We start from the raw sequence: 20,180 nt of genomic DNA on the forward strand, positions 1-20,180 counted from the left end.
GACGCATCTATGGCCGACAGGCCTCAGCGAGACAAAGGTGTTTAATTAAAATGGGTATGCATCCCGTACAGGTGATTGCGGTGACCGGCGGCAAGGGTGGCGTCGGCAAGACCAATGTGTCGGTCAATCTGGCGCTCGCCCTGGCCGACCTCGGTCGCCGGGTGATGCTGCTCGATGCCGACCTCGGGCTTGCCAACGTCGACGTCCTGCTCGGGCTGAGCGCCAAGCGCACCCTGGCCGACGTGATCGAAGGCGACTGCGACCTGCGCGACGTCATCCTGCAGGGGCCTGGCGGTATCCGCATCGTTCCGGCCGCATCCGGCACGCAGAGCATGGTGCAGCTGTCGCCCATGCAGCATGCCGGCCTGATCCAGGCATTCAGCGACATCAGCGAGAACCTCGATGTGCTGATCGTCGACACCGCGGCCGGCATCGGCGACTCGGTGGTCAGCTTCGTTCGCGCCGCCCAGGAAGTGCTTCTGGTGGTGACCGACGAGCCGACGTCGATCACCGACGCCTACGCCCTGATCAAGCTGCTCAACCGGGATTACGGCATGAGCCGGTTCCGCGTGCTGGCCAACATGGCTCACACCCCGCAGGAAGGGCGCAACCTTTTTGCAAAGCTCACCAAGGTGACCGAGCGTTTCCTCGACGTGGCCCTGCAGTATGTGGGTGCCGTGCCGTACGACGAGACGGTGCGCAAGGCGGTACAGAAGCAACGCGCCGTTTATGAAGCCTATCCTCGTTCCAAATGCTCGCTGGCCTTCAAGGCCATCGCGCAGAAGGTCGATACCTGGCCGCTGCCGGCAAACCCCCGCGGCCATCTCGAGTTCTTCGTGGAACGCCTCGTTCGACCAACCGCAGATAACTCCGTATGACAGCAGCCGGACTTCGTATGTATGAAAACAAGGCACAAGCGAAGGACTCGCAGTACCAGCTGATTGACCAGTACGCCCCCTTGGTTAAGCGCATCGCCTATCACTTGCTGGCCCGTCTGCCGGCCAGCGTTCAGGTCGATGATCTGATGCAGGCCGGCATGATCGGTCTGCTCGAGGCATCCAAGAAGTACGACGCCGGCAAGGGCGCCAGTTTCGAGACCTATGCAGGGATTCGAATACGCGGTGCCATGCTCGACGAAGTGCGCAAGGGCGACTGGGCTCCCCGTTCGGTACACCGTAATTCGCGTATGGTCAGTGACGCGATTCGCTCGATTGAAGCGAAAACCGGACGTGACGCTAAAGATCACGAGGTTGCTGCCGAACTTAAATTGAGTCTCGATGAGTACTACGGCATCCTTGGCGACACTTTGGGCAGCCGCCTGTTCAGCTTCGATGACCTGCTCCAGGAAGGTGAACACGGCGAACTGAACGAAGACGCCAGCAGCGCCCACCCCGAGCCTTTTCGCGACCTTGAAGACGAGCGTTTCCAGCAGGCTCTGGCCGATGCGATCGCCAATCTTCCCGAGCGCGAGAAACTGGTGTTGTCGCTGTACTACGACGAAGAGCTGAACTTGAAGGAAATTGGACAGGTGCTCGGCGTCAGCGAATCGCGCGTGAGTCAGCTGCACAGTCAATGTGCCGCCCGCTTGCGTGCTCGCCTCGGCGAATGGCGCGCGCACTGAACGGTTTCTCAATGGATGACGTGCTCAGCTGCTAAGGCATTTTGAGACTTACGGAGGTCGACTTGGACAAGAACATGAAAATCCTCATCGTCGATGATTTCTCGACGATGAGACGGATCATCAAGAACCTCTTGCGTGATCTTGGCTTCACCAATACTGCCGAAGCGGATGACGGCACCACTGCGCTGCCAATGCTGCAGAGCGGTAGTTTCGATTTCCTCGTGACCGACTGGAACATGCCTGGCATGACCGGTATCGACTTGCTGCGCGCCGTGCGCGCCGATGATCGCCTCAAGCACCTGCCCGTGCTGATGGTGACCGCCGAAGCCAAGCGTGACCAGATCATCGAGGCGGCCCAGGCCGGCGTGAACGGTTATGTGGTCAAGCCGTTCACGGCCCAGGTATTGAAAGAAAAGATCGAGAAGATCTTCGAGCGGGTTAACGGCTGATGTATGCCGCGAGGGCATTATGGCGCATATCGATTCACAACCAGGTGACCTCGAGTCGACCCTGAAAAACCATGCCCGCGAGCTGACGGAACACCTGGAAAAAGGCCAGTTCAGCGATGCGGCGCAATTGATTCACGCAATGGCGCAGGTTCACGACAACGGCCTGTACCGTGAGGTCGGCAAGCTGACCCGCGAACTGCACACCGCCATCGTCAATCTCCAGATCGACCCCCGGACTCCGCACGCGACGGAGGTATCGCAGATTTCCGATGCCACCGAGCGGCTTTCGTACGTCGTCCAGATGACCGAACGCGCCGCCAACCGGACCATGGATCTGGTGGAGGAGTGCGCGCCGCTGGTCAACGATCTGAACGACGAGGCCAAGTTGCTCAGTGTCGAATGGGGCAAGCTGCTGCGCCGCGAGATTGGCCTGGAATCGTTCCGTGAGCTGGCCAAGCGCATCGAACTTTACTTGGCACGCAGCGAGCGCGACACGCAAAAGCTGTCCTCTCACCTGAACGACATCATGCTGGCGCAGGACTATCAGGACCTGACTGGGCAGGTGATCAAGCGCGTTACTCAACTGGTGACCGAAGTCGAGGGGAACCTGGTCAAGCTGGTGCTCATGGCCAGCCAGGTCGACCGCTTCACCAACGTGACGCATGACCATGAACAGATCAAAAAAGAGCAAGAACTACAAAAAGGTCCTTCCAAAGGTGAAGGTCCGCAGATTCATGCCGATAAGCGTGAAGACGTCGTATCCGGACAGGACGATGTCGACGATCTGCTTTCCAGTCTTGGTTTCTAGGGGTATGCCAATATGAGCTTCGACGCCGATGAAGAAATCCTCCAGGATTTCCTAGTTGAGGCTGGCGAGATTCTTGAGTTGTTATCCGAACAGTTGGTCGAGCTGGAAAGCAGCCCTGACGATACGGCACTGCTCAATGCCATTTTTCGCGGTTTCCATACGGTTAAGGGCGGCGCCGGTTTCCTCCAGCTGAACGAGCTGGTCGAGTGCTGCCACATCGCCGAGAACGTGTTCGACATCTTGCGCAAGGGCGAACGACGCGTCGATTCGGAGTTGATGGACGTCGTGCTTCAGGCACTCGACGCCGTCAACGAGATGTTCGGCCAGGTCCGCGAGCGGACCGACATGACGCCTGCCTCGCCCGAGCTGCTCGCAGCCCTTGCACGGCTGGCCGAGCCGGCTTCCGCCGCGGCACCTGTTGCGGCAGCACCGGCGCCGGTCGTCGCTGCTCCGGTGGCCGCCCCACGGCCCGCTTCCGGTGACATCACCGAAGAAGAATTCGAGCAGATGCTCGACTCTCTGGGCCAACCGGACACTGCTACCGAGCCGTCCGCCGCGGGAGCGGCTTCGGACGAAATCAGCGACGACGAATTCGAATCGTTGCTCGATCAGTTGCACGGCAAAGGTCAGTTTTCCACAGCGCCGGCGGCCCAAGCGCCAGCGGCCGCTCCGTCGGCCAATGCCGCGGCAGGCGATGAAATCAGCGACGACGAATTCGAGGCCCTGCTTGATCAGCTGCACGGCAAGGGCAAGTTCGAGCCGGCCGTGGCCGCTGCCGAAGATAAGCCCGCCGCACCGGCACCGGCACCGGTGGCGGCCTCGGGCGATGAAATTACTGATGACGAATTCGAAGCCCTGCTCGATCAGCTGCATGGCAAGGGCAAGTTCGTCGAGCCCGTTGCAGCGTCCAGCGCGCCAGTTGCTGCGCCAAAGCCCGCCGCTGCTCCTGCCCCGGTAGCTGCCGCGCCGGTCAAGGCTGCGGCCGCTGCTGCCGAAGCGCCCAAGCGCGCCGCGGCTGCAACAGCCGAGAAGCCGGCTGCGGCCAGCGAGGCGGAGACAACCGTTCGGGTCGACACGGCGCGCCTCGACGAGATCATGAACATGGTCGGCGAGCTGGTGCTTGTGCGTAACCGTCTGGTGCGCCTGGGTTCCAACAGCGGCGACGAGGCGATGTCCAAGGCCGTGTCGAACCTGGATGTTGTGACCGCCGATCTGCAGACCGCGGTCATGAAGACCCGCATGCAGCCGATCAAGAAGGTCTTCGGACGCTTCCCCCGGCTGGTTCGCGACCTGGCGCGCAACCTGAAGAAAGAAATCAATCTGGAGCTGGTCGGTGAAGAAACCGACCTGGACAAGAACCTCGTCGAGGCGCTGGCCGATCCGCTGGTGCACTTGGTGCGCAACGCGGTCGACCATGGCATCGAGTCGCCGGATGAGCGCGAGGCCGCCGGCAAGCCGCGCACCGGTCGAGTGGTGTTGTCCGCCGAGCAGGAGGGTGACCACATCCTGCTGATGATCACCGATGACGGCAAAGGGATGGACGCCGCGGTCTTGCGTGCCAAAGCGGTCGAAAAAGGCCTGTTGGACAAGGATGCTGCCGATCGTCTGAGCGAGCTGGAGTGCTACAACCTGATTTTCGCGCCTGGCTTCTCGACCAAGACCGAAATCTCCGACGTCTCCGGGCGCGGCGTGGGCATGGACGTGGTCAAGACGAAGATTTCCCAGCTCAACGGCACGGTCAACGTGTTCTCCACCAAGGGCAGCGGATCGAAGATCGTGATCAAGGTCCCGCTGACACTGGCGATCATGCCGACCTTGATGGTGATGCTGGGCGAACAGGCCTTCGCCTTCCCGCTGGTCAACGTCAACGAGATCTTCCACCTCGACCTGTCGCGCACCAACGTGGTGGACGGCCAGGAAGTGGTCATCGTCCGCGACAAGGCTCTGCCCCTGTTCTACCTCAAGCGCTGGCTGGTCCGGGGCGCCGCCCACGAAGAGCAGCACGAAGGGCACGTGGTGATCCTCAGCATTGGCAACCAGCGCATCGGCTTTGTCGTCGATCAGTTGGTCGGCCAGGAAGAAGTGGTCATCAAGCCGCTGGGCAAGATGCTGCAGGGCACGCCCGGCATGTCTGGCGCGACTATCACCGGCGACGGACGCATCGCTTTGATCCTCGACGTGCCGAGCATGCTCAAGCGTTACGCGCGCAAGATCTGATTCAGCGAGGCAGTGGCCGCACGGCCGCTGCCGCTAGGAGTTGTTCAATGGCAGTCAAGGTCCTGGTGGTAGACGATTCCGGCTTTTTCCGCCGGCGCGTCTCCGAGATCCTCTCATCCGATAAAAATATCCAGGTTGTTGGCACCGCGACCAATGGTCGTGAAGCCATCGATCAGGCGCTGGCGCTCAAGCCGGACGTCATCACCATGGACTACGAGATGCCGATGATGGACGGCATCACGGCGGTTCGGCAGATCATGCAACGCTGCCCGACGCCGGTCCTGATGTTTTCCTCGCTTACCCACGAAGGGGCCCGAGTCACTCTCGATGCGCTCGACGCCGGTGCGGTCGATTATCTGCCGAAGAATTTCGAGGACATCTCGCGCAACCCCGAGAAGGTCAAACAGATGCTCTGCGAGAAGGTCCATACCATCGCGCGGAGTAATCGACACTACGGCAGTTTCTTGAGCACTGCTGCTTCGGCAACGACTTCCACCGCAGCCCCGGCTTCGCGCTCCGCTGCCGCTCCGGCGCCGCGGCCGAACGCCACGCCAACGACCAGCGCGGCGCCCAAGCGCAAGAACTACAAGCTCGTTGCCATTGGCACGTCCACCGGCGGCCCGGTCGCGCTGCAGCGCGTTCTGACGCAGCTGCCGGCCGGCTTTCCGACGCCGATCGTGCTGATCCAGCACATGCCTGCGGCCTTCACCAAGGCTTTTGCCGAGCGCTTGGACAAGCTCTGCCGGATCAACGTCAAGGAGGCCGAGGACGGCGATCTGCTACGTCCCGGCCTGGCGCTGCTGGCGCCAGGCGGCAAGCAGATGATGATCGACGGGCGCGGATCGGTACGCATCCTGCCCGGCGACGAACGCCTGAATTACAAACCCTGTGTCGACATCACTTTCGGCTCGGCCGCCAAGTCGTTCAATGACAAGGTGCTGGCCGTCGTGCTGACCGGCATGGGCGCCGACGGCCGTGAAGGCGCGCGCCTGCTCAAGCAGTGCGGAAGCCAGGTCTGGGCTCAGGACGAGGCCAGTTGCGTGATTTACGGAATGCCGATGGCGATCGTCAAGGCCAATCTCAGCGACGCCATCTACAGCCTCGACGACATCGGCCGTCACATCGCCGAGGCATGCAGCTAGTGGATGTACTGAGCCTCATTGGGCTTGCCTTGGCGTTCATCGCCATCGTCGGCGGTAACTTCCTGGAAGGCGGTCACATTTCGGCCCTGCTCAACGGCCCGGCTGCGCTGATCGTGCTCGGCGGTACGCTTGGCGCGGTGCTGCTGCAGACGCCGATCACGGTGTTCAAGCGTGCCATGGTGATAGGCCGCTGGATATTGTTCCCGCCGCGTATCGATCTGGCCCGGGGCATCTCCGATGTGGTTGGCTGGAGCATGACGGCGCGCAAGGAAGGCCTCCTAGGATTGGAGCCGGTCGCCGACAGCGAAGCCGATCCCTATGCGCGCAAGGGGTTGCAACTGCTCATCGACGGTGCCGAGCCCGAGGCGATCCGTAGCATCCTCGAAGTCGATCTTTACACTCAGGAAGGGCGAGATCTGCGCGCGGCCAAGGTGTACGAAAGCATGGGCGGCTATTCGCCGACCGTCGGTATCATCGGCGCGGTGATGGGGCTGATTCACGTCATGGGCAATCTCGCCGACCCCAGCCAGCTCGGCAGCGGTATCGCCGTGGCCTTTGTCGCGACCATTTACGGGGTTGCCTTCGCCAACCTTCTGGTGTTGCCCATTGGCAACAAGCTCAAGTCCGTCGTGCAGAAACAGTCGGCCTATCGGGAAATGATCCTCGAAGGTGTGCTGTCGATCGCCGAAGGAGAAAATCCACGCTCGATCGAACTCAAGCTGCAAGGCTTCATGGACTGAGCGATGGCACGACGCAGGCGTGAGGAAGAGCATGAAAACCACGAGCGTTGGCTGGTCTCCTATGCCGACTTCATTACGCTGTTGTTCGCATTCTTTGTGGTGATGTATTCGATTTCGTCGGTGAACGAAGGCAAATACAAGATTCTTTCCGAGTCGCTGGTTGGCGTATTCAGCAGCCAGGATCGCGCGATCAAGCCGATCCCGGTCGGCGAGGAGCGTCCGCGCACGACTGAGCCGATTCGCCTGGACATCGACCAAGGCGCCACAAACGACCAAGCCGAAGCGCCTGAAGACCCGCTGAAAAGCATCGCACGGAGCATGCGCGAAGCGTTTGGCGATCTGATCGGCGACGGTCAGTTGACGGTTCGGGGCAACGAATTGTGGATCGAGCTGGAGCTGAGCTCGAGCCTGCTGTTTCCCAGTGGCGATGCGATTCCCAATGACCGTGCGTTCGAGCTGATCGAAAAGGTCGCCGCCATTCTCGCGCCGTATCAGAACCCGATCCATGTCGAAGGCTTTACCGATAACCTGCCGATCAGTACCGCCAGCTACCCGACCAATTGGGAGCTGTCTGCCGCCCGTGCCGCCAGTGTGGTGCGCATGTTGGCCGCCCAAGGCGTCGACGCCGACCGGCTGGCTGCCGTCGGTTATGGGGAATTCCAGCCGGTGGCCGACAATGCGACGGCCGAAGGGCGCGCGCGCAACCGGCGCGTCGTGCTGGTGGTCTCGCGCAATCTCGATGTGCGCCGCAGTGTGACGAGCGCCGGCAGTGCCAATACCGAGGCGGACGCGACGCTGCAACGCGCTGGCACGCAAACTGCACCACGTGCCGACAGGTAGTCTGCCCGTGTCGGCACCGTCAAATCACCGTCGTGCCTGTTCGGGGCGACGCCAGTTCCCGATCCGTATCGGTCCGGGAGGAAGAACGTCATGAGAGTCTGGGCTGTAGCCAATCAAAAAGGTGGGGTAGGCAAGACCACCACCTCTGTCGCGCTGGCAGGCTTGCTGGCCGACGCGGGCAAGCGCGTGGTCGTGGTCGATCTGGATCCACATGGGTCGATGACCAGCTATTTCGGCCAAGACCCCGATAGCCTCGAGCACAGCGTCTTCGAGCTGTTCCAGCATCAAGGCAGCGTGCCGGAGGGTTTGCCGCGCCAGCTGCTACTGCCGACCAGCCACGAGCGCATTTCCCTGCTGCCATCCAGCACCGTGCTGGCGACGCTCGAGCGGCAATCGCCGGGCCAGAATGGCCTTGGGTTGGTGGTTGCCAAAAGTCTGACACAGCTCTGGCAAGACTATGATCACGCGATCATCGACAGCCCGCCGCTACTCGGCGTGCTGATGGTCAATGCCCTGGCGGCCAGCCAACAGCTGGTGATACCCGTGCAGACGGAGTTTCTGGCAGTGAAAGGACTCGAGCGGATGGTCAGCACGCTGGCGATGATCAACCGTTCACGCAAGCAGGCGTTGCCATACACCATCGTGCCGACGTTGTTCGATCGGCGTACCCAGGCGTCGATGAACACGCTCAAGGTGCTGCGTCAGGGTTATGAGGCGAACCTATGGCAGGCGTTCATCCCGGTCGATACCCGTCTGCGCGATGCGAGCCGTGCGGGTCTGGTGCCATCACAGTTCGATTCGGGTAGCCGCGCGGTGATTGCCTATCGTGCGCTGCTCAAGCATTTGCTGGCCTACCAGGCTACCCCACAGGTAGCCTGAGATGTACGCAACTAATTGCGGTCGGGGCTCAAGTCCGCGGCGATGCCAGCCGATAGCCTGTTCAGATATTTCCTACGAGTGCGTTTCATGAGTCGCTCTGTTCTCGCCGCAACCCGCCCTCAGCTGGCTCTCCAGTCCTATCTCGACGCGCTGCTTCAGGATGCGGCGATCGAGCTGGCCGACTCGGTCACGCTCGACGAGTTTCAGGCTGCCGTGCTCGAAGAGCAGCAGCGCGACGCGGTGCCGAAGGTGCCCGTGGTCGCATCGCCTGCGGTGGCCCCGGCACCTGTTGCGGCAGTGCCGGCTGCGCCTGTGCTTGTCGCGCCGGGTGCGGAAAGGCCTGTGCTGGTTCCGCCGGTACCTGCGGTCGTGCCCGCTGTTGCGCCTGTACTGGACATCGGTTCGCCTGTGGTCGAGCTGGTGCCGAAGAGCGAGCCGCCGCTGACACCGCCATTGCAGTTCGATGGACAGCCTGCGTGGGGTGAAGAGCCGTTCGAGTGCCTGCTGTTCGATGTCGCGGGGCTGACATTGGCCGTCCCGCTGGTCAGTCTGGGCTCGATTTATCCGTTGGCAGGACAGGAGCTGACGCCGTTGTTTGGTCAGCCCGACTGGTTTCTCGGAATCCTGCCGTGCCAGGCGGGCAATCTCAAGGTGCTCGATGCGGCGCGCTGGGTAATGCCGGACCGCTACCGTGACGATTTCCGCGAGGGCCTGCAGTATGTGATTTCGGTAGAGGGTTACGAGTGGGGTTTGGCGGTGCATCAGGTCAGCCGTTCGATCCGGCTCGATCCGCGGCAAGTCAAATGGCGTTCCCAGCGCAGCCAGCGTCCCTGGCTCGCTGGAACGGTGATCGAACACATGTGCGCACTGCTCGATGTGGCCGCGCTGGCCGAGTTGATCGCAAGCGGTGCGGCCAAGCGCGCCGAGCATGAGCAAGCGTCGGCGGCGAAGCCAGCAGGGCGCAAGCGAAACTGAATGGAAACCCGGGCGTGTCTTGCTCCCGGTATGGATAATCGACCGTCACAGCGGTAACTGAGAGGCTGGGCTATGAAAATGACGTCTTCACAGGGTTCGGAAGATCCCATTCTGCAATGGGTGACCTTCCGCCTGGACAACGAGACCTACGGCATCAACGTGATGCAGGTTCAGGAAGTGCTGCGTTACACCGAGATCGCCCCGGTACCGGGTGCGCCGAGCTACGTGCTGGGGATCATCAACCTGCGTGGCAACGTGGTGACGGTGATCGACACGCGCCAGCGTTTCGGTCTCGATCCCGCGCCGGTCAGCGACAATACCCGTATCGTCATCATTGAGGCCGATCGCCAGGTCGTCGGCATTCTGGTCGATAGCGTTGCCGAAGTCGTTTACCTGCGGCAATCGGAGATCGAAACCGCGCCCAACGTGGGCAACGATGAGTCGGCCAAGTTCATCCAGGGCGTCTGCAACAAGAACGGCGAACTTCTGATCCTGGTCGAACTCGACAAGATGATGACCGAAGAAGAATGGTCGGACCTGGAGAACATCTGATCCATGCTGATCGCTGCGGTGGCTGTGCTGGCGGTGTGCTGCGTCGGCCTGTTGGGTCTGCTGCTTTGGCTGATGCAGAGCCACAAGTTGCAGGCACAACTACAGGCCGAGCGCGACGCCATGCGCGACCAGCGCATCAAGGAGCTGGGCAAGCGCCTGGATGCCTATCTTGAAGGCAGCGTCCGCATCGGCGAGGAGCTGCATGAGGTGCGCCGTCTTGTTGCGCCGCTGCCTGACAAGCTGACCCAGCTCGAGCAGCGCGATCCAGGCAGCCTGTCGTTCACCCAGGCCGCCCGGCTGGTGGGCATGGGCGCCAGCGTCGATGATCTGACCCAGTCCTGCGGCCTGACCCAGGCCGAAGCGGAGTTGATGAGCAAGCTGCACCAGAGTCGGCGCCCGCAGCGCTGACTTTCCTGATGCCGGCATGCCGGCTCCGAGTCCCTTCCACCCGCCAGCGCGATGCCTGGCCGATCCCCTCGACATCAGGTCGATTGAACCCCGCGCGACTTCCTGCTCTCCAAGGTTAAGGAATGACCCTTCGGTCATTCGGGCTCCGCATGGCTCAGGCCGGGGAGGGCGTGATGTTGCGCATTCTGGTTCTCATCCTGTTCAGCGTTCCCGCCTGGGGGCAAGCCGAAGAAGCGCCGCTTGAAGTCGAAGGCGCGATGACAGTCAACGTCTATCAGGCCAAGCGTCTCTACGACCTGGGGGCAGTATTCGTTGACGTCAGGCCGACGCGAGAGTGGAGCTGGGGGCATATCCATGGCGCCGTTCATCTCGACCTGCACGGTCGCTTTCCGGGACTGTCCCAGGGGCAGTGGCCGCGCGAGGTGCCGCTGGTGCTCTATTGCGACAGCGAAGTCTGTCCCAGTGGCGCGGCCGCGGCGCGGCGCGCGGTGGCATGGGGCTACAAGCAGGTGTTCTATTTTCGCGAGGGCTACTTCGCCTGGCAGCTGGCGGATTTCCCCCAGGGCAAGAGTATGGCGGGCGAACTCTCCGCCCTTAGCGCTCAGGCCCACTGAGCAACAGCGGCGCGTCGCCGTCGTCGCGCTGGCCGAAGCCTACGGGGGCCTTGCCCTTGAGATACCAGGCGAAGGCGATGACTTCGGCGATGCTGCGGTAGAGCGCCTCGGGAATCGCGTCGCCGAGTTCGAGCCTTGCCAGCAGCCGGACCAGTTCGGCGTTCTCGTAGATCGGCACCTCGTGTTCGCGAGCGATGGCGAGAATTGCCTCGGCCAGCGCGTCGTCACCCTTGGCGGTCACGCTCGGCGCGTTGCGGCCGTCATAGGCCAGTGCGATGACTTGCTTGCTCATGCGGTTTCATCCACGAAACGTTGTTCAAGCGAGGTTTTTGGCCCTTGCGGTGGCGTGCCCTGGCGACAGGCCAGTTCGGCGACTGCGAGGCCGGCCGCCGTTAATCGTTCGCGAAGATGCGCGAGTTCTCCATTGATCAGTTGTGCAGTGCCGGCGCGCTCGGCCCATAGCTGGCTCGACAGATTGCCCTGCGCCAGCTGAGCCTGTACCTGCAGCGGGCCGAGGGGCGACAGGTCGAAGGCGAGCTCCACTCGCCAGACGATTTCCGGCTTTTCCTTGCGTTGTTCGGGTGGGCTTTCCTCGCGCTGCAGCTTGACCTGCAGGGGCACGATATCGCGTTGATCGCGCATGGGGATTTCCATCTGCCAGGTCGTCAGCAAGGTGCCTTCCGGGCCGACCTGGGATTGCGCCAAGCTGGACAGTTGATGCGTCTGCAGGCGAGAGACGGCTGCGGCGGCGAGTTTGAGCAGGGTTTCCAGGTCCGCTTCCTCATCCATGCCTTGAAGCAGCCGGCTCGGTAATGGAAAGCCCATTGCCGGCTGGCGCGCGCCGTTCTGCCCGAATACACCGAGTGCGTGACGGGCGAAGGCCGGTAGCGCTTGGCCCATGGCTGCGCCGGCCTGGGCGGAGGCGAGCGGCGTGCTGCCGGGCAGGTTGGGTAGCAGTTGGGCGATGAGCCGCAGCAACGCGGCCTTCATGTCGCCCTGCGCCGCGCCGTGCTGGCCTGCGAGCAGCCGTGCCTCCAGCAGCGTGCCGCTTTTTTCCAGTGCCTGAGCCAGGGCCTTCGGGTCGGTGAGTTCGCTGACGTCCGGCATGAGACCGAGCAGTTTTTCCGCGGCGCCCCTCAGGCCCTCCGGCAGCGAGCCTGCATTGCGCAACGCCCCGAGCAGGCCCTCGAGCGAAGCCTGGCGCTCCTGCTGCGAGGCCATCTGCTGGCCGAGCGCGAGCTGGTCCAGCCGACCGCTCAGGGGCAGGAAGCTCAGGGCCTGGCTGCCCTTGACCTGGGCAGTGAGCAAGGTGCCCAGGGGCAACGGTGTGGTGGACTCGATCTCGAGTTTTTCACTGGCCATGGCGGTATTGAGCAGCTGGATCACCATCTTGAATACGGCTTGTTCGCCTTTGGCCGCCGCGATCTGCTGGCTGGCCACCACCTTGCCCTGCAGCACGGTGCCAATGGGCACTCGCTCCAGATCGATGCTGCCCACTGGCTGACGAGCCAGCGCCTGCAGACTGGCCATCAACCGATTGTCGGAAAGGGCGGTGACGGCATAGGCGGTGCCGCTGGCCACGGCACGATTGCTGAGGGCTTCGAGGGTGGTTTGGCGACCGTTGTCGAGCGTCAGGCGCAGGATGAGCTGGAACGCCTGACCGCTTTCCTTGACGCTGACGACCTCCGCCTCGGCGCTCTCGCCAGCGGCGAGCAGGCCCTGCATCGGCTGGAGCAGCTTGAGCGCCAGATCCGCAGCGGCCGCCGCGGAGCGGGGCGGGGCGGCTGGAAGAGGCTGTGCGGCCTTGATCTCGGTCATGTTTGCTTCAAATGCCCTTACAACCTGATGACTTTGCGGTCTTCGGCGGTCATGGATGCCATGTATAATCGCGCCCCGGTTCGGCCGGCGCCCGGTGTCAGTATAGCGGCCCGTCCATTCCCTTCTTGAATGCCAGCAGGTGTCCACAAGCGTGACCGATCCTTTCCTTCAAGCTGTTGCGCTCACCTGCGAGAGGGATTGGCGGCTGCTGTTCGACGGTCTGGCCTTTAGCCTTGAGCGTGGTCAGATGCTTCAAGTCTCCGGGCCCAACGGCAGTGGCAAGACCAGCCTGCTGCGTGTGCTGGCCGGTCTGATGCAGCCGACCGCGGGCGAGGTCCTGCTGGACGGCGAGCCGTTGGCGGCGCGCCATGCCGATGTGGCCCGCAATCTGTTGTGGATCGGCCATGCCGCGGGCATAAAAGGGTTGCTCAGCGCCGAGGAGAACCTTGCGTGGCTCTGCGCGCTGCAGCAGCCGGTCAGTCGCGAGAGCATCTGGCAGGCCTTGGCGACGGTCGGACTGCGCGGTTTCGAGGATGTTCCTTGCCATACGCTTTCGGCCGGCCAGCAGCGCCGTGTCGCCCTGGCCCGGTTGTACCTCACTGCCGCACCGCTGTGGATTCTCGACGAGCCGTTCACCGCGCTGGACAAGCATGGCGTGGCCCAGCTCGAAGCGCATCTGGCTGCCCATTGCGAGCAGGGCGGTGTCGTGGTGTTGACTACCCATCACAGCCTGCAAGTGCGGCCGTCGGAGTTTCGCGACATCGCGCTGGGGCAGGCGGCATGAGTGGCGTGTTCACGCTGCTGCTCAAGCGCGAGGCGCGCCTGCTCGTTAGGCGTCCTGCGGAGCTGGCCAACCCGCTGGTGTTCTTCGCCATCGTCATTGCGCTGTTTCCGCTGGCGGTCGGGCCGGAGTCTCAACTGTTGCAAGGCATTTCCCCAGGATTGTTGTGGGTAGCGGCGCTGCTGGCCGTGCTGCTCTCGCTCGACGGGCTTTTTCGCAGCGATTTCGAGGATGGTTCCCTGGAGCAGTGGGTCGTTTCGCCGCACCCTCTGGCGCTTCTGGTGCTCGCCAAGGTGCTGGCACACTGGTTGTTCTCCGGCCTTGCGCTGGTTCTGCTGGCGCCCTTGCTCGGGTTGATGCTGGGCTTGCCACTCCAGGCGCTACCGGTGTTGCTGCTGTCGCTTTTGCTGGGCACGCCTGCCTTGAGTCTACTGGGCGCGGTGGGTGCGGCACTGACCGTCGGCCTCAAGCGCGGCGGCCTGTTGCTGGCGCTGCTGATTCTGCCGCTGTACATCCCGGTGCTGATTCTTGGCAGTGGGGCGTTGCAGGCGGCCTTGCAAGGATTGCCGACGGCCGGCTACCTGTTGTGGCTGGCCAGCCTCACTGCATTGGCTGTGACCCTGACACCCTTTGCGATTGCCGCCGGGCTGAAGATCAGCCTCGGTGAATAGACGCAGGTACGGACCGCTGGGGCTCGACGGCGCCCTGGCAGAGCATTCTCCGGGGGCTTGCCCTCACCGGAAACGAGTCATTCGATGAACTGGACATGGTTTCACAAGCTGGGTTCGCCCAAATGGTTTTACGAAATCAGCGGCCGCTGGCTGCCCTGGTTAGGCTGGAGCGCCGCCCTTTTGCTGGCGGTGGGCGTGGTCTGGGGCCTGGCATTCGCGCCGCAGGATTACCAGCAGGGCAACAGCTTCAGGATCATCTACATCCATGTGCCGGCCGCGTTCCTGGCTCAATCGGTCTACGTGATGCTCGCGGTCGCGGGCGTCGTCGGGCTCGTGTGGAAGATGAAGCTGGCAGACGTCGCACTTCAGCAAGCGGCACCGATCGGCGCCTGGATGACCTTCATCGCACTGCTGACCGGCGCCGTCTGGGGCAAGCCGACCTGGGGCGCCTGGTGGGTCTGGGACGCGCGACTGACCTCGATGCTGATCCTGCTGTTTCTCTATTTCGGCATCATCGCGCTGGGTAACGCGATCAGTAATCGGGACAGCGCTGCCAAGGCGTGCGCGGTGCTGGCGCTGGTCGGCGTGGTGAACATCCCGATCATCAAGTACTCGGTGGAGTGGTGGAACACCCTGCATCAGCCAGCCACGTTCAAGATCACCGAAAAACCGGCGATGCCGATGGAGATGTGGCTACCGCTACTGGTCATGGTGCTCGGTTTCTATTGTTTCTTCGCTGCCGTGCTGCTGATGCGCATGCGCCTCGAGGTACTGCGTCGCGAGTCGCGCAGCAGTTGGGTAAAAAGCGAGATCAAGGGATTGGTAGGGGGCTCACGATGAATTTTTCCTCGTTCGCCGAATTCGTCGCCATGGGTGGCCATGGCGTCTATGTCTGGTCCTCCTATGGCATCAGCCTGGCGGTACTGGCTTTGAACGTCGCGCTGCCTGTACTGGCACGTCGGCGTCACCTGCAAGACGAGGCGCGTCGTTTGCGCCGGGAGGAAATGAAGTGAATCCGGTACGCAAGAAGCGGCTCTACATCGTCCTGGCGATTCTCGCCGGTGTCGGTATCGCGGTTGCCCTGGCGCTTTCCGCGCTGCAGCAGAACATCAACCTGTTCTACACGCCGACCCAGATTGCCCGGGGCGAAGCGCCCGAAGGCACGCGTATACGCGCTGGAGGCCTGGTCGAGGAAGGTTCGGTCAAGCGTGATCGGGACTCGCTGTCGGTCGATTTTCGCGTTACCGACGGCGCCGAGACTGTCACCATTCGCTTTCAGGGCATCCTTCCCGACCTGTTCCGCGAGGGGCAGGGCATCGTCGCGCTAGGGCGCGTGAATGAGGAGGGCATCATGGTGGCCGACGAGGTGCTGGCCAAGCACGACGAAAACTACATGCCGCCCGAGGTCACCCAGGCGCTGGAGCAGAGCGGCATGATGAAGCATTACGAAGATGGCAAGGGGTACTCGAAATGATTCCGGAGCTCGGCCATCTGGCAATGATTCTGGCCCTGTGCCTGGTCCTGGTACAGTCGATCTTCCCGCTGATCGGCGCCTGGCGCGGTGATCGTCTGTGGATGAGTCTGGCGCAGCCGGCGGCGTGGGGGCAGTTCGCCTTCCTGGCGTTCTCCTTCGCCTGCCTGACCTACGCGTTCATGGTCGACGACTTCTCGGTCGCCTACGTCGCGAGCAATTCCAACAGCGCATTGCCGTGGTACTACAAGTTCAGCGCCGTATGGGGTGCCCACGAGGGCTCGCTGCTGCTGTGGGCGTTGATCCTGGCCGGTTGGACCTTTGCCGTGTCGGTGTTTTCCCGCCAACTGCCCGAAGAAATGCTGGCGCGCGTGCTCGGCGTCATGGGCCTGATCAGTCTCGGCTTCCTGCTGTTCCTGATCGTCACCTCGAACCCGTTCGAGCGCTTGCTGCCGCAGGCGCCGACCGATGGCCGCGACCTGAACCCGTTGTTGCAGGACTTCGGTCTGATCGTTCACCCGCCGATGCTCTACATGGGCTACGTCGGCTTCTCCGTAGCCTTCTCCTTCGCCATCGCGGCCTTGCTCGGCGGCCGGCTGGACGCGGCCTGGGCGCGCTGGTCGCGGCCCTGGACGCTGGTGGCCTGGGCGTTCCTCGGGATCGGTATCGTGCTCGGCTCCTGGTGGGCCTACTACGAACTGGGCTGGGGCGGCTGGTGGTTCTGGGATCCGGTGGAAAACGCTTCCTTCATGCCCTGGCTGGTCGGCACCGCACTGATCCATTCCCTGGCGGTGACCGAAAAGCGCGGCGTGTTCAAGAGCTGGACGGTGCTGCTGGCGATCGCGGCCTTTTCGCTGAGCCTGCTTGGGACCTTCCTGGTGCGCTCCGGGGTGCTGACCTCGGTGCATGCCTTCGCGACCGATCCGGAGCGCGGCGTCTTCATTCTGTGCTTCCTGCTCCTGGTCGTCGGTGGATCGCTGACGCTGTTCGCTTTGCGGGCCCCGGTGGTCAAAAGCCAGGTCGGCTTTGGACTCTGGTCCAGGGAAACCCTGCTGCTGGTCAACAACCTGCTGCTGGTAGTGGCTACCTCGATGATCCTGCTGGGCACGCTTTATCCCTTGCTGCTCGACGCGCTGTCAGGGGCCAAGCTGTCGGTTGGCCCTCCCTATTTCAACGCGATGTTCCTGCCGCTGATGGCGCTGGTCATGCTGGCGATGGCGGTCGGTATCCTGGTGCGCTGGAAGGACACGCCGGTGAAGTGGCTCACGGGCATGCTGGTGCCGGTGCTGATTACCAGTGGCGTGCTCGGGGTCGTCGCCGCGTTTGTTTTCGGCGATTTCCACTGGTCGGTCCTGGCGACCTGCTTCCTCGCCGCCTGGGTGGTGGTCGCCGGTGTTCGCGACCTGCTCGACAAGACTCGCCACAAGGGCCTCTACAAAGGTGCTCGCGGCCTGTCGCGCAGTTATTGGGGCATGCAGGTCGCCCACCTGGGGATCGCGGTCTGCGCGCTCGGCGTCGTGTTGTCCAGTCAGCAGAGCGACGAGCGCGACCTGCGCATGGCGCCGGGCGACTCGCTGCAGATGGGGGGCTACAGCTTCATATTCGAGGGTGCCATCCATCATGATGGCCCCAACTTCACTTCGGACAAGGCCACCATCCGCGTGCTCAAGGGCGACCGCCAAATCGCCGTGCTGCATCCGGAAAAGCGGCTCTACACCGTTCAGCAGATGCCCATGACCGAGGCCGGTATCGATCCGGGCTTCACCCGCGACCTCTATGTCGCCCTGGGCGAGCCCCTGGAAGATGGCGCCTGGGCCGTGCGCGTGCACATCAAACCCTTCGTCCGCTGGATCTGGCTGGGCGGCTTGCTGATGGGGCTCGGCGGTGTGCTGGCGGCCTGCGATCAGCGCTACCGGGTCAAGGTCAAGACGCGGGTACGCGAAGCCCTCGGCCTGGCTGCCCAAGGAGCCTGATGATGAAAAGAGTGCTGCTGCTGTTGCCGCTAGTGATCTTCCTCGGCATCGCTGTCTTTCTCTACCGTGGGCTGTTTCTCGATCCGTCCGAGCTGCCCTCGGCGCTGATCGGCAAACCCGTACCGCAATTCTCGCTGCCTTCGGTTGAAGATGAGCAGCGCCTGATCAGCGAGGCCGACCTCAAGGGCAAGCCTGCGTTGGTCAATGTCTGGGCGACCTGGTGCGTGGCCTGCAAGGTCGAACATCCGGTGCTCAACGCGCTGGCGGCGCAGGGCGTGAACATCCACGGGGTCAACTACAAGGACGACAACGCCGCGGCGCAGAAATGGCTTCGCGAGTTTCACGACCCCTACCAGCTGAATATTCGCGACGAACACGGCAGCCTGGGCCTGGACCTTGGTGTCTACGGCGCGCCCGAGACTTTTCTGATCGACAAGCACGGCGTGATTCGGCACAAGTTCGTCGGCGTCATCGACGAGCGTGTCTGGCGCGAAAAACTCGCCGTGCTCTATCAGGAGCTGGTGGACGAATGAACAGATTTCTTTGCGCCTTGCTGTTCGGATTGACGCTAAGCACGGCTGTCTTCGCTGCGATCGATACCTATGAGTTTCGCGACGAGACCGAGCGTCAGCGCTACCGCACGCTGACAGAGGAGCTACGGTGTCCGAAATGCCAGAACCAGAACATCGCCGATTCGAACTCGCCGATCGCGATGGACTTGCGCCAGGAAATCTTCCGCATGCTCGAGGAGCAGAAGAGCGACGACCAGATCGTCGACTATCTGGTCGCCCGCTATGGTGATTTCGTTCGTTACAAGCCGCCAGTCAACACCAAGACCCTGGTCCTCTGGTACGGCCCGTTCGTGCTCCTGGCGATCGGTTTTGGCACTGTAGCGATGATCCTCTTGCGCCGTCGCCGTCGTGTCGATGGCCCCACCTCAAACACCCTTTCCGAGGCCGAGCGCGAACGGCTCGCCACGCTGCTGGATAACAAAGACCCATGATCGATTTCTGGATTGGCGCCGGCCTGCTGTTGATGGCGGCGCTGCTGTTTCTGCTGCTGCCCATCATGCGCGGTCGCCGCGCCCAGACGGAGGAGGATCGCACCTCCCTCAACGTCGCGCTCTATCAGGAGCGGCTCGATGAACTGCAGGCTCAACATGCCTCGGGTACGCTCACGTCCGAGCAGCTCGAGGCGGGACGGGCAGAGGCCGCCCGCGAACTGTTGAATGACACCGAAGGCGGCGAAGCGCATCGGGTCTCGCGCCTGGGTCGAGGTGCGCCGCTGGTGGCCGCATTGCTGGTGCCGCTGATGGGCTATGGCCTGTATCTGCATTGGGGCGCCAGCGACAAGGTGGAGCTGGCGCGCCAGTTCGCCCAGCAGGCCGGCTCGATCGGAGAAGTCACCCAGCGCCTCGAGCGCGCCGTCGAGGCCCAGCCGGAATCTGCCGAAGGTTGGTATTTCCTCGGCCGCGCCTACATGGCCCAGGAGCGTGCCGCCGATGCGGCCGTGGCCTTCGAGCGTGCTACCAATCTGGCGGGGCGCCAGCCCGAACTGCTGGGGCAATGGGCCCAGGCGTTGTATTTCGCGGGCGACAAGCAGTGGACCGAGCAGCTTCAGGCGCTGACCGACGAGGCGCTGAAAGCCGATCCGGCAGAAGTCACCAGCCTTGGGCTGCTAGGCATCGCCGCCTATGAAGAAGGTCGCTTCGCCCAAGCGATCGCCTTCTGGGAGCGGCTGGTGGCAGTGCTGGGTGACCAGGATCCGTCTCGCGCCGCCATCGAAGGTGGCATCGCTCGCGCCCGCGCCGAACTCGGTGAGTCCGCGGTTGAATCGCAGGCGGCTGTCTCGGGCGGATCGGCCCCTTCGGTAGAAGTGAAGGTAAGCGTTCAGCTGAGTCCTGAACTCGCCGACGAGGTGCAGCCGGATGACAGCGTTTTCGTCTTCGCCCGTGCCGTATCGGGTCCGCCGATGCCTCTGGCGGTGAAGCGGTTGAGCGTTGCCGATCTTCCCGCCGAGGTCACGCTAGCAGATGCCGATGCAATGATGCCGCAACTGAAGTTGTCCAACTTCGAACAGGTGCAACTGGTTGCCCGGATTTCCCGCGATGGCGATGCCACCCGGGGCGAATGGACCGGGCAGAGCGATGCGCTGGACCTCGCTGCGAGCGCCGAGCGTCCGGTTCAGCTGACCATCGACAAGCCGGAGCGCCGCTGATTCG

General features: G+C 62.9%; 24 protein-coding genes. 22 read left to right on the forward strand and 2 right to left on the reverse strand.

Going from position 1 to position 20,180, the window contains the following annotated elements; genetic code table 11:
• The first annotated feature begins 50 nt into the window (after window positions 1-50).
• From fleN to G7026_RS05600, 13 genes are all read left to right on the forward strand, one after another.
• On the forward strand, window positions 51-878 hold the full coding sequence (fleN, locus tag G7026_RS05540) for a flagellar synthesis regulator FleN (RefSeq protein ID WP_181069751.1): 828 nt from the start codon (window positions 51-53) through the stop codon (window positions 876-878).
• Window positions 875-1,621 carry an RNA polymerase sigma factor FliA gene (gene fliA, locus G7026_RS05545; RefSeq protein ID WP_181069752.1) on the forward strand — a complete coding sequence of 249 codons (747 nt, stop codon included), beginning with the start codon at window positions 875-877 and terminating at the stop codon, window positions 1,619-1,621. The genes fleN and fliA overlap by 4 nt, the downstream gene beginning before the upstream one ends.
• A gap of 74 nt (window positions 1,622-1,695) precedes the next feature.
• Window positions 1,696-2,070 (forward strand): chemotaxis response regulator CheY, encoded by a 375-nt coding sequence (locus G7026_RS05550; RefSeq protein WP_176947307.1) that lies wholly within the window; start codon window positions 1,696-1,698, stop codon window positions 2,068-2,070.
• Between the two features lie 19 nt (window positions 2,071-2,089).
• The gene (locus tag G7026_RS05555) at window positions 2,090-2,878 is read left to right on the forward strand and encodes a protein phosphatase CheZ (RefSeq protein ID WP_181069753.1); all 789 of its coding nucleotides are present in this window, start codon (window positions 2,090-2,092) and stop codon (window positions 2,876-2,878) included.
• A 12-nt stretch (window positions 2,879-2,890) separates the two neighbouring features.
• A complete protein-coding gene (locus G7026_RS05560; RefSeq protein WP_181069754.1) occupies window positions 2,891-5,095 on the forward strand; it encodes a chemotaxis protein CheA in 2,205 nt (734 codons plus the stop codon).
• A 47-nt stretch (window positions 5,096-5,142) separates the two neighbouring features.
• Window positions 5,143-6,237, forward strand: a complete 1,095-nt coding sequence (locus tag G7026_RS05565; RefSeq protein WP_181069755.1) for a protein-glutamate methylesterase/protein-glutamine glutaminase — start codon at window positions 5,143-5,145, stop codon at window positions 6,235-6,237.
• Entirely contained in the window at window positions 6,237-6,977 is a 741-nt protein-coding gene (locus G7026_RS05570) for a flagellar motor protein (protein WP_181069835.1), read from the forward strand. The genes G7026_RS05565 and G7026_RS05570 overlap by 1 nt, the downstream gene beginning before the upstream one ends.
• A 3-nt stretch (window positions 6,978-6,980) precedes the next feature.
• A complete protein-coding gene (motD, locus tag G7026_RS05575; RefSeq protein WP_181069756.1) occupies window positions 6,981-7,817 on the forward strand; it encodes a flagellar motor protein MotD in 837 nt (278 codons plus the stop codon).
• 90 nt (window positions 7,818-7,907) lie between these two features.
• The gene (locus tag G7026_RS05580) at window positions 7,908-8,696 is read left to right on the forward strand and encodes a ParA family protein (protein ID WP_181069757.1); all 789 of its coding nucleotides are present in this window, start codon (window positions 7,908-7,910) and stop codon (window positions 8,694-8,696) included.
• An 87-nt stretch (window positions 8,697-8,783) separates the two neighbouring features.
• Window positions 8,784-9,671 (forward strand): CheW domain-containing protein, encoded by an 888-nt coding sequence (locus tag G7026_RS05585; RefSeq protein ID WP_181069758.1) that lies wholly within the window; start codon window positions 8,784-8,786, stop codon window positions 9,669-9,671.
• A 72-nt stretch (window positions 9,672-9,743) separates the two neighbouring features.
• Window positions 9,744-10,223, forward strand: coding sequence for a chemotaxis protein CheW (locus G7026_RS05590; RefSeq protein ID WP_178077614.1), 480 nt, complete (start codon window positions 9,744-9,746; stop codon window positions 10,221-10,223).
• 3 nt (window positions 10,224-10,226) lie between these two features.
• Window positions 10,227-10,631 carry a DUF2802 domain-containing protein gene (locus G7026_RS05595; RefSeq protein ID WP_181069759.1) on the forward strand — a complete coding sequence of 135 codons (405 nt, stop codon included), beginning with the start codon at window positions 10,227-10,229 and terminating at the stop codon, window positions 10,629-10,631.
• Between the two features lie 173 nt (window positions 10,632-10,804).
• Window positions 10,805-11,245, forward strand: a complete 441-nt coding sequence (locus G7026_RS05600) for a rhodanese-like domain-containing protein (protein ID WP_181069760.1) — start codon at window positions 10,805-10,807, stop codon at window positions 11,243-11,245.
• Here the strand turns inward: G7026_RS05600 and G7026_RS05605 are convergent.
• Complete coding sequence (locus tag G7026_RS05605) at window positions 11,226-11,537, reverse strand: EscU/YscU/HrcU family type III secretion system export apparatus switch protein (RefSeq protein ID WP_181069761.1); 312 nt, start codon at window positions 11,535-11,537, stop codon at window positions 11,226-11,228. The two genes, G7026_RS05600 and G7026_RS05605, sit on opposite strands and share 20 nt — an antisense overlap.
• Window positions 11,534-13,063 (reverse strand): flagellar hook-length control protein FliK, encoded by a 1,530-nt coding sequence (fliK, locus tag G7026_RS05610; RefSeq protein WP_181069762.1) that lies wholly within the window; start codon window positions 13,061-13,063, stop codon window positions 11,534-11,536. Before fliK ends, G7026_RS05605 begins: the two co-directional genes overlap by 4 nt.
• A 151-nt stretch (window positions 13,064-13,214) precedes the next feature.
• Between fliK and ccmA the strand changes: the two genes are divergently transcribed.
• The 9 genes from ccmA to ccmI all read left to right on the forward strand — a co-directional run bounded on the left by ccmA (window position 13,215) and on the right by ccmI (window position 20,176).
• Window positions 13,215-13,847 carry a cytochrome c biogenesis heme-transporting ATPase CcmA gene (ccmA, locus tag G7026_RS05615; protein ID WP_181069763.1) on the forward strand — a complete coding sequence of 211 codons (633 nt, stop codon included), beginning with the start codon at window positions 13,215-13,217 and terminating at the stop codon, window positions 13,845-13,847.
• Complete coding sequence (gene ccmB, locus G7026_RS05620; protein ID WP_181069764.1) at window positions 13,844-14,515, forward strand: heme exporter protein CcmB; 672 nt, start codon at window positions 13,844-13,846, stop codon at window positions 14,513-14,515. Before ccmA ends, ccmB begins: the two co-directional genes overlap by 4 nt.
• A gap of 84 nt (window positions 14,516-14,599) precedes the next feature.
• Entirely contained in the window at window positions 14,600-15,355 is a 756-nt protein-coding gene (locus tag G7026_RS05625) for a heme ABC transporter permease (protein ID WP_181069765.1), read from the forward strand.
• Window positions 15,352-15,528, forward strand: a complete 177-nt coding sequence (gene ccmD, locus G7026_RS05630) for a heme exporter protein CcmD (protein WP_181069766.1) — start codon at window positions 15,352-15,354, stop codon at window positions 15,526-15,528. Before G7026_RS05625 ends, ccmD begins: the two co-directional genes overlap by 4 nt.
• A complete protein-coding gene (ccmE, locus tag G7026_RS05635; RefSeq protein ID WP_181069767.1) occupies window positions 15,525-15,989 on the forward strand; it encodes a cytochrome c maturation protein CcmE in 465 nt (154 codons plus the stop codon). Before ccmD ends, ccmE begins: the two co-directional genes overlap by 4 nt.
• Window positions 15,986-17,959: a heme lyase CcmF/NrfE family subunit gene (locus G7026_RS05640; RefSeq protein ID WP_181069768.1), complete on the forward strand. Its 1,974-nt coding sequence runs from the start codon at window positions 15,986-15,988 to the stop codon at window positions 17,957-17,959. The genes ccmE and G7026_RS05640 overlap by 4 nt, the downstream gene beginning before the upstream one ends.
• A gap of 2 nt (window positions 17,960-17,961) precedes the next feature.
• Entirely contained in the window at window positions 17,962-18,492 is a 531-nt protein-coding gene (locus G7026_RS05645; protein WP_181069769.1) for a DsbE family thiol:disulfide interchange protein, read from the forward strand.
• On the forward strand, window positions 18,489-18,962 hold the full coding sequence (locus G7026_RS05650; RefSeq protein ID WP_181069770.1) for a cytochrome c-type biogenesis protein: 474 nt from the start codon (window positions 18,489-18,491) through the stop codon (window positions 18,960-18,962). Before G7026_RS05645 ends, G7026_RS05650 begins: the two co-directional genes overlap by 4 nt.
• Complete coding sequence (ccmI, locus tag G7026_RS05655) at window positions 18,959-20,176, forward strand: c-type cytochrome biogenesis protein CcmI (protein WP_181069771.1); 1,218 nt, start codon at window positions 18,959-18,961, stop codon at window positions 20,174-20,176. The genes G7026_RS05650 and ccmI overlap by 4 nt, the downstream gene beginning before the upstream one ends.
• The last annotated feature ends 4 nt before the right edge of the window (window positions 20,177-20,180 follow it).

Origin of the sequence: Stutzerimonas azotifigens (assembly GCF_013522725.1) — a bacterium.
Lineage (GTDB): Bacteria > Pseudomonadota > Gammaproteobacteria > Pseudomonadales > Pseudomonadaceae > Stutzerimonas > Stutzerimonas azotifigens_A.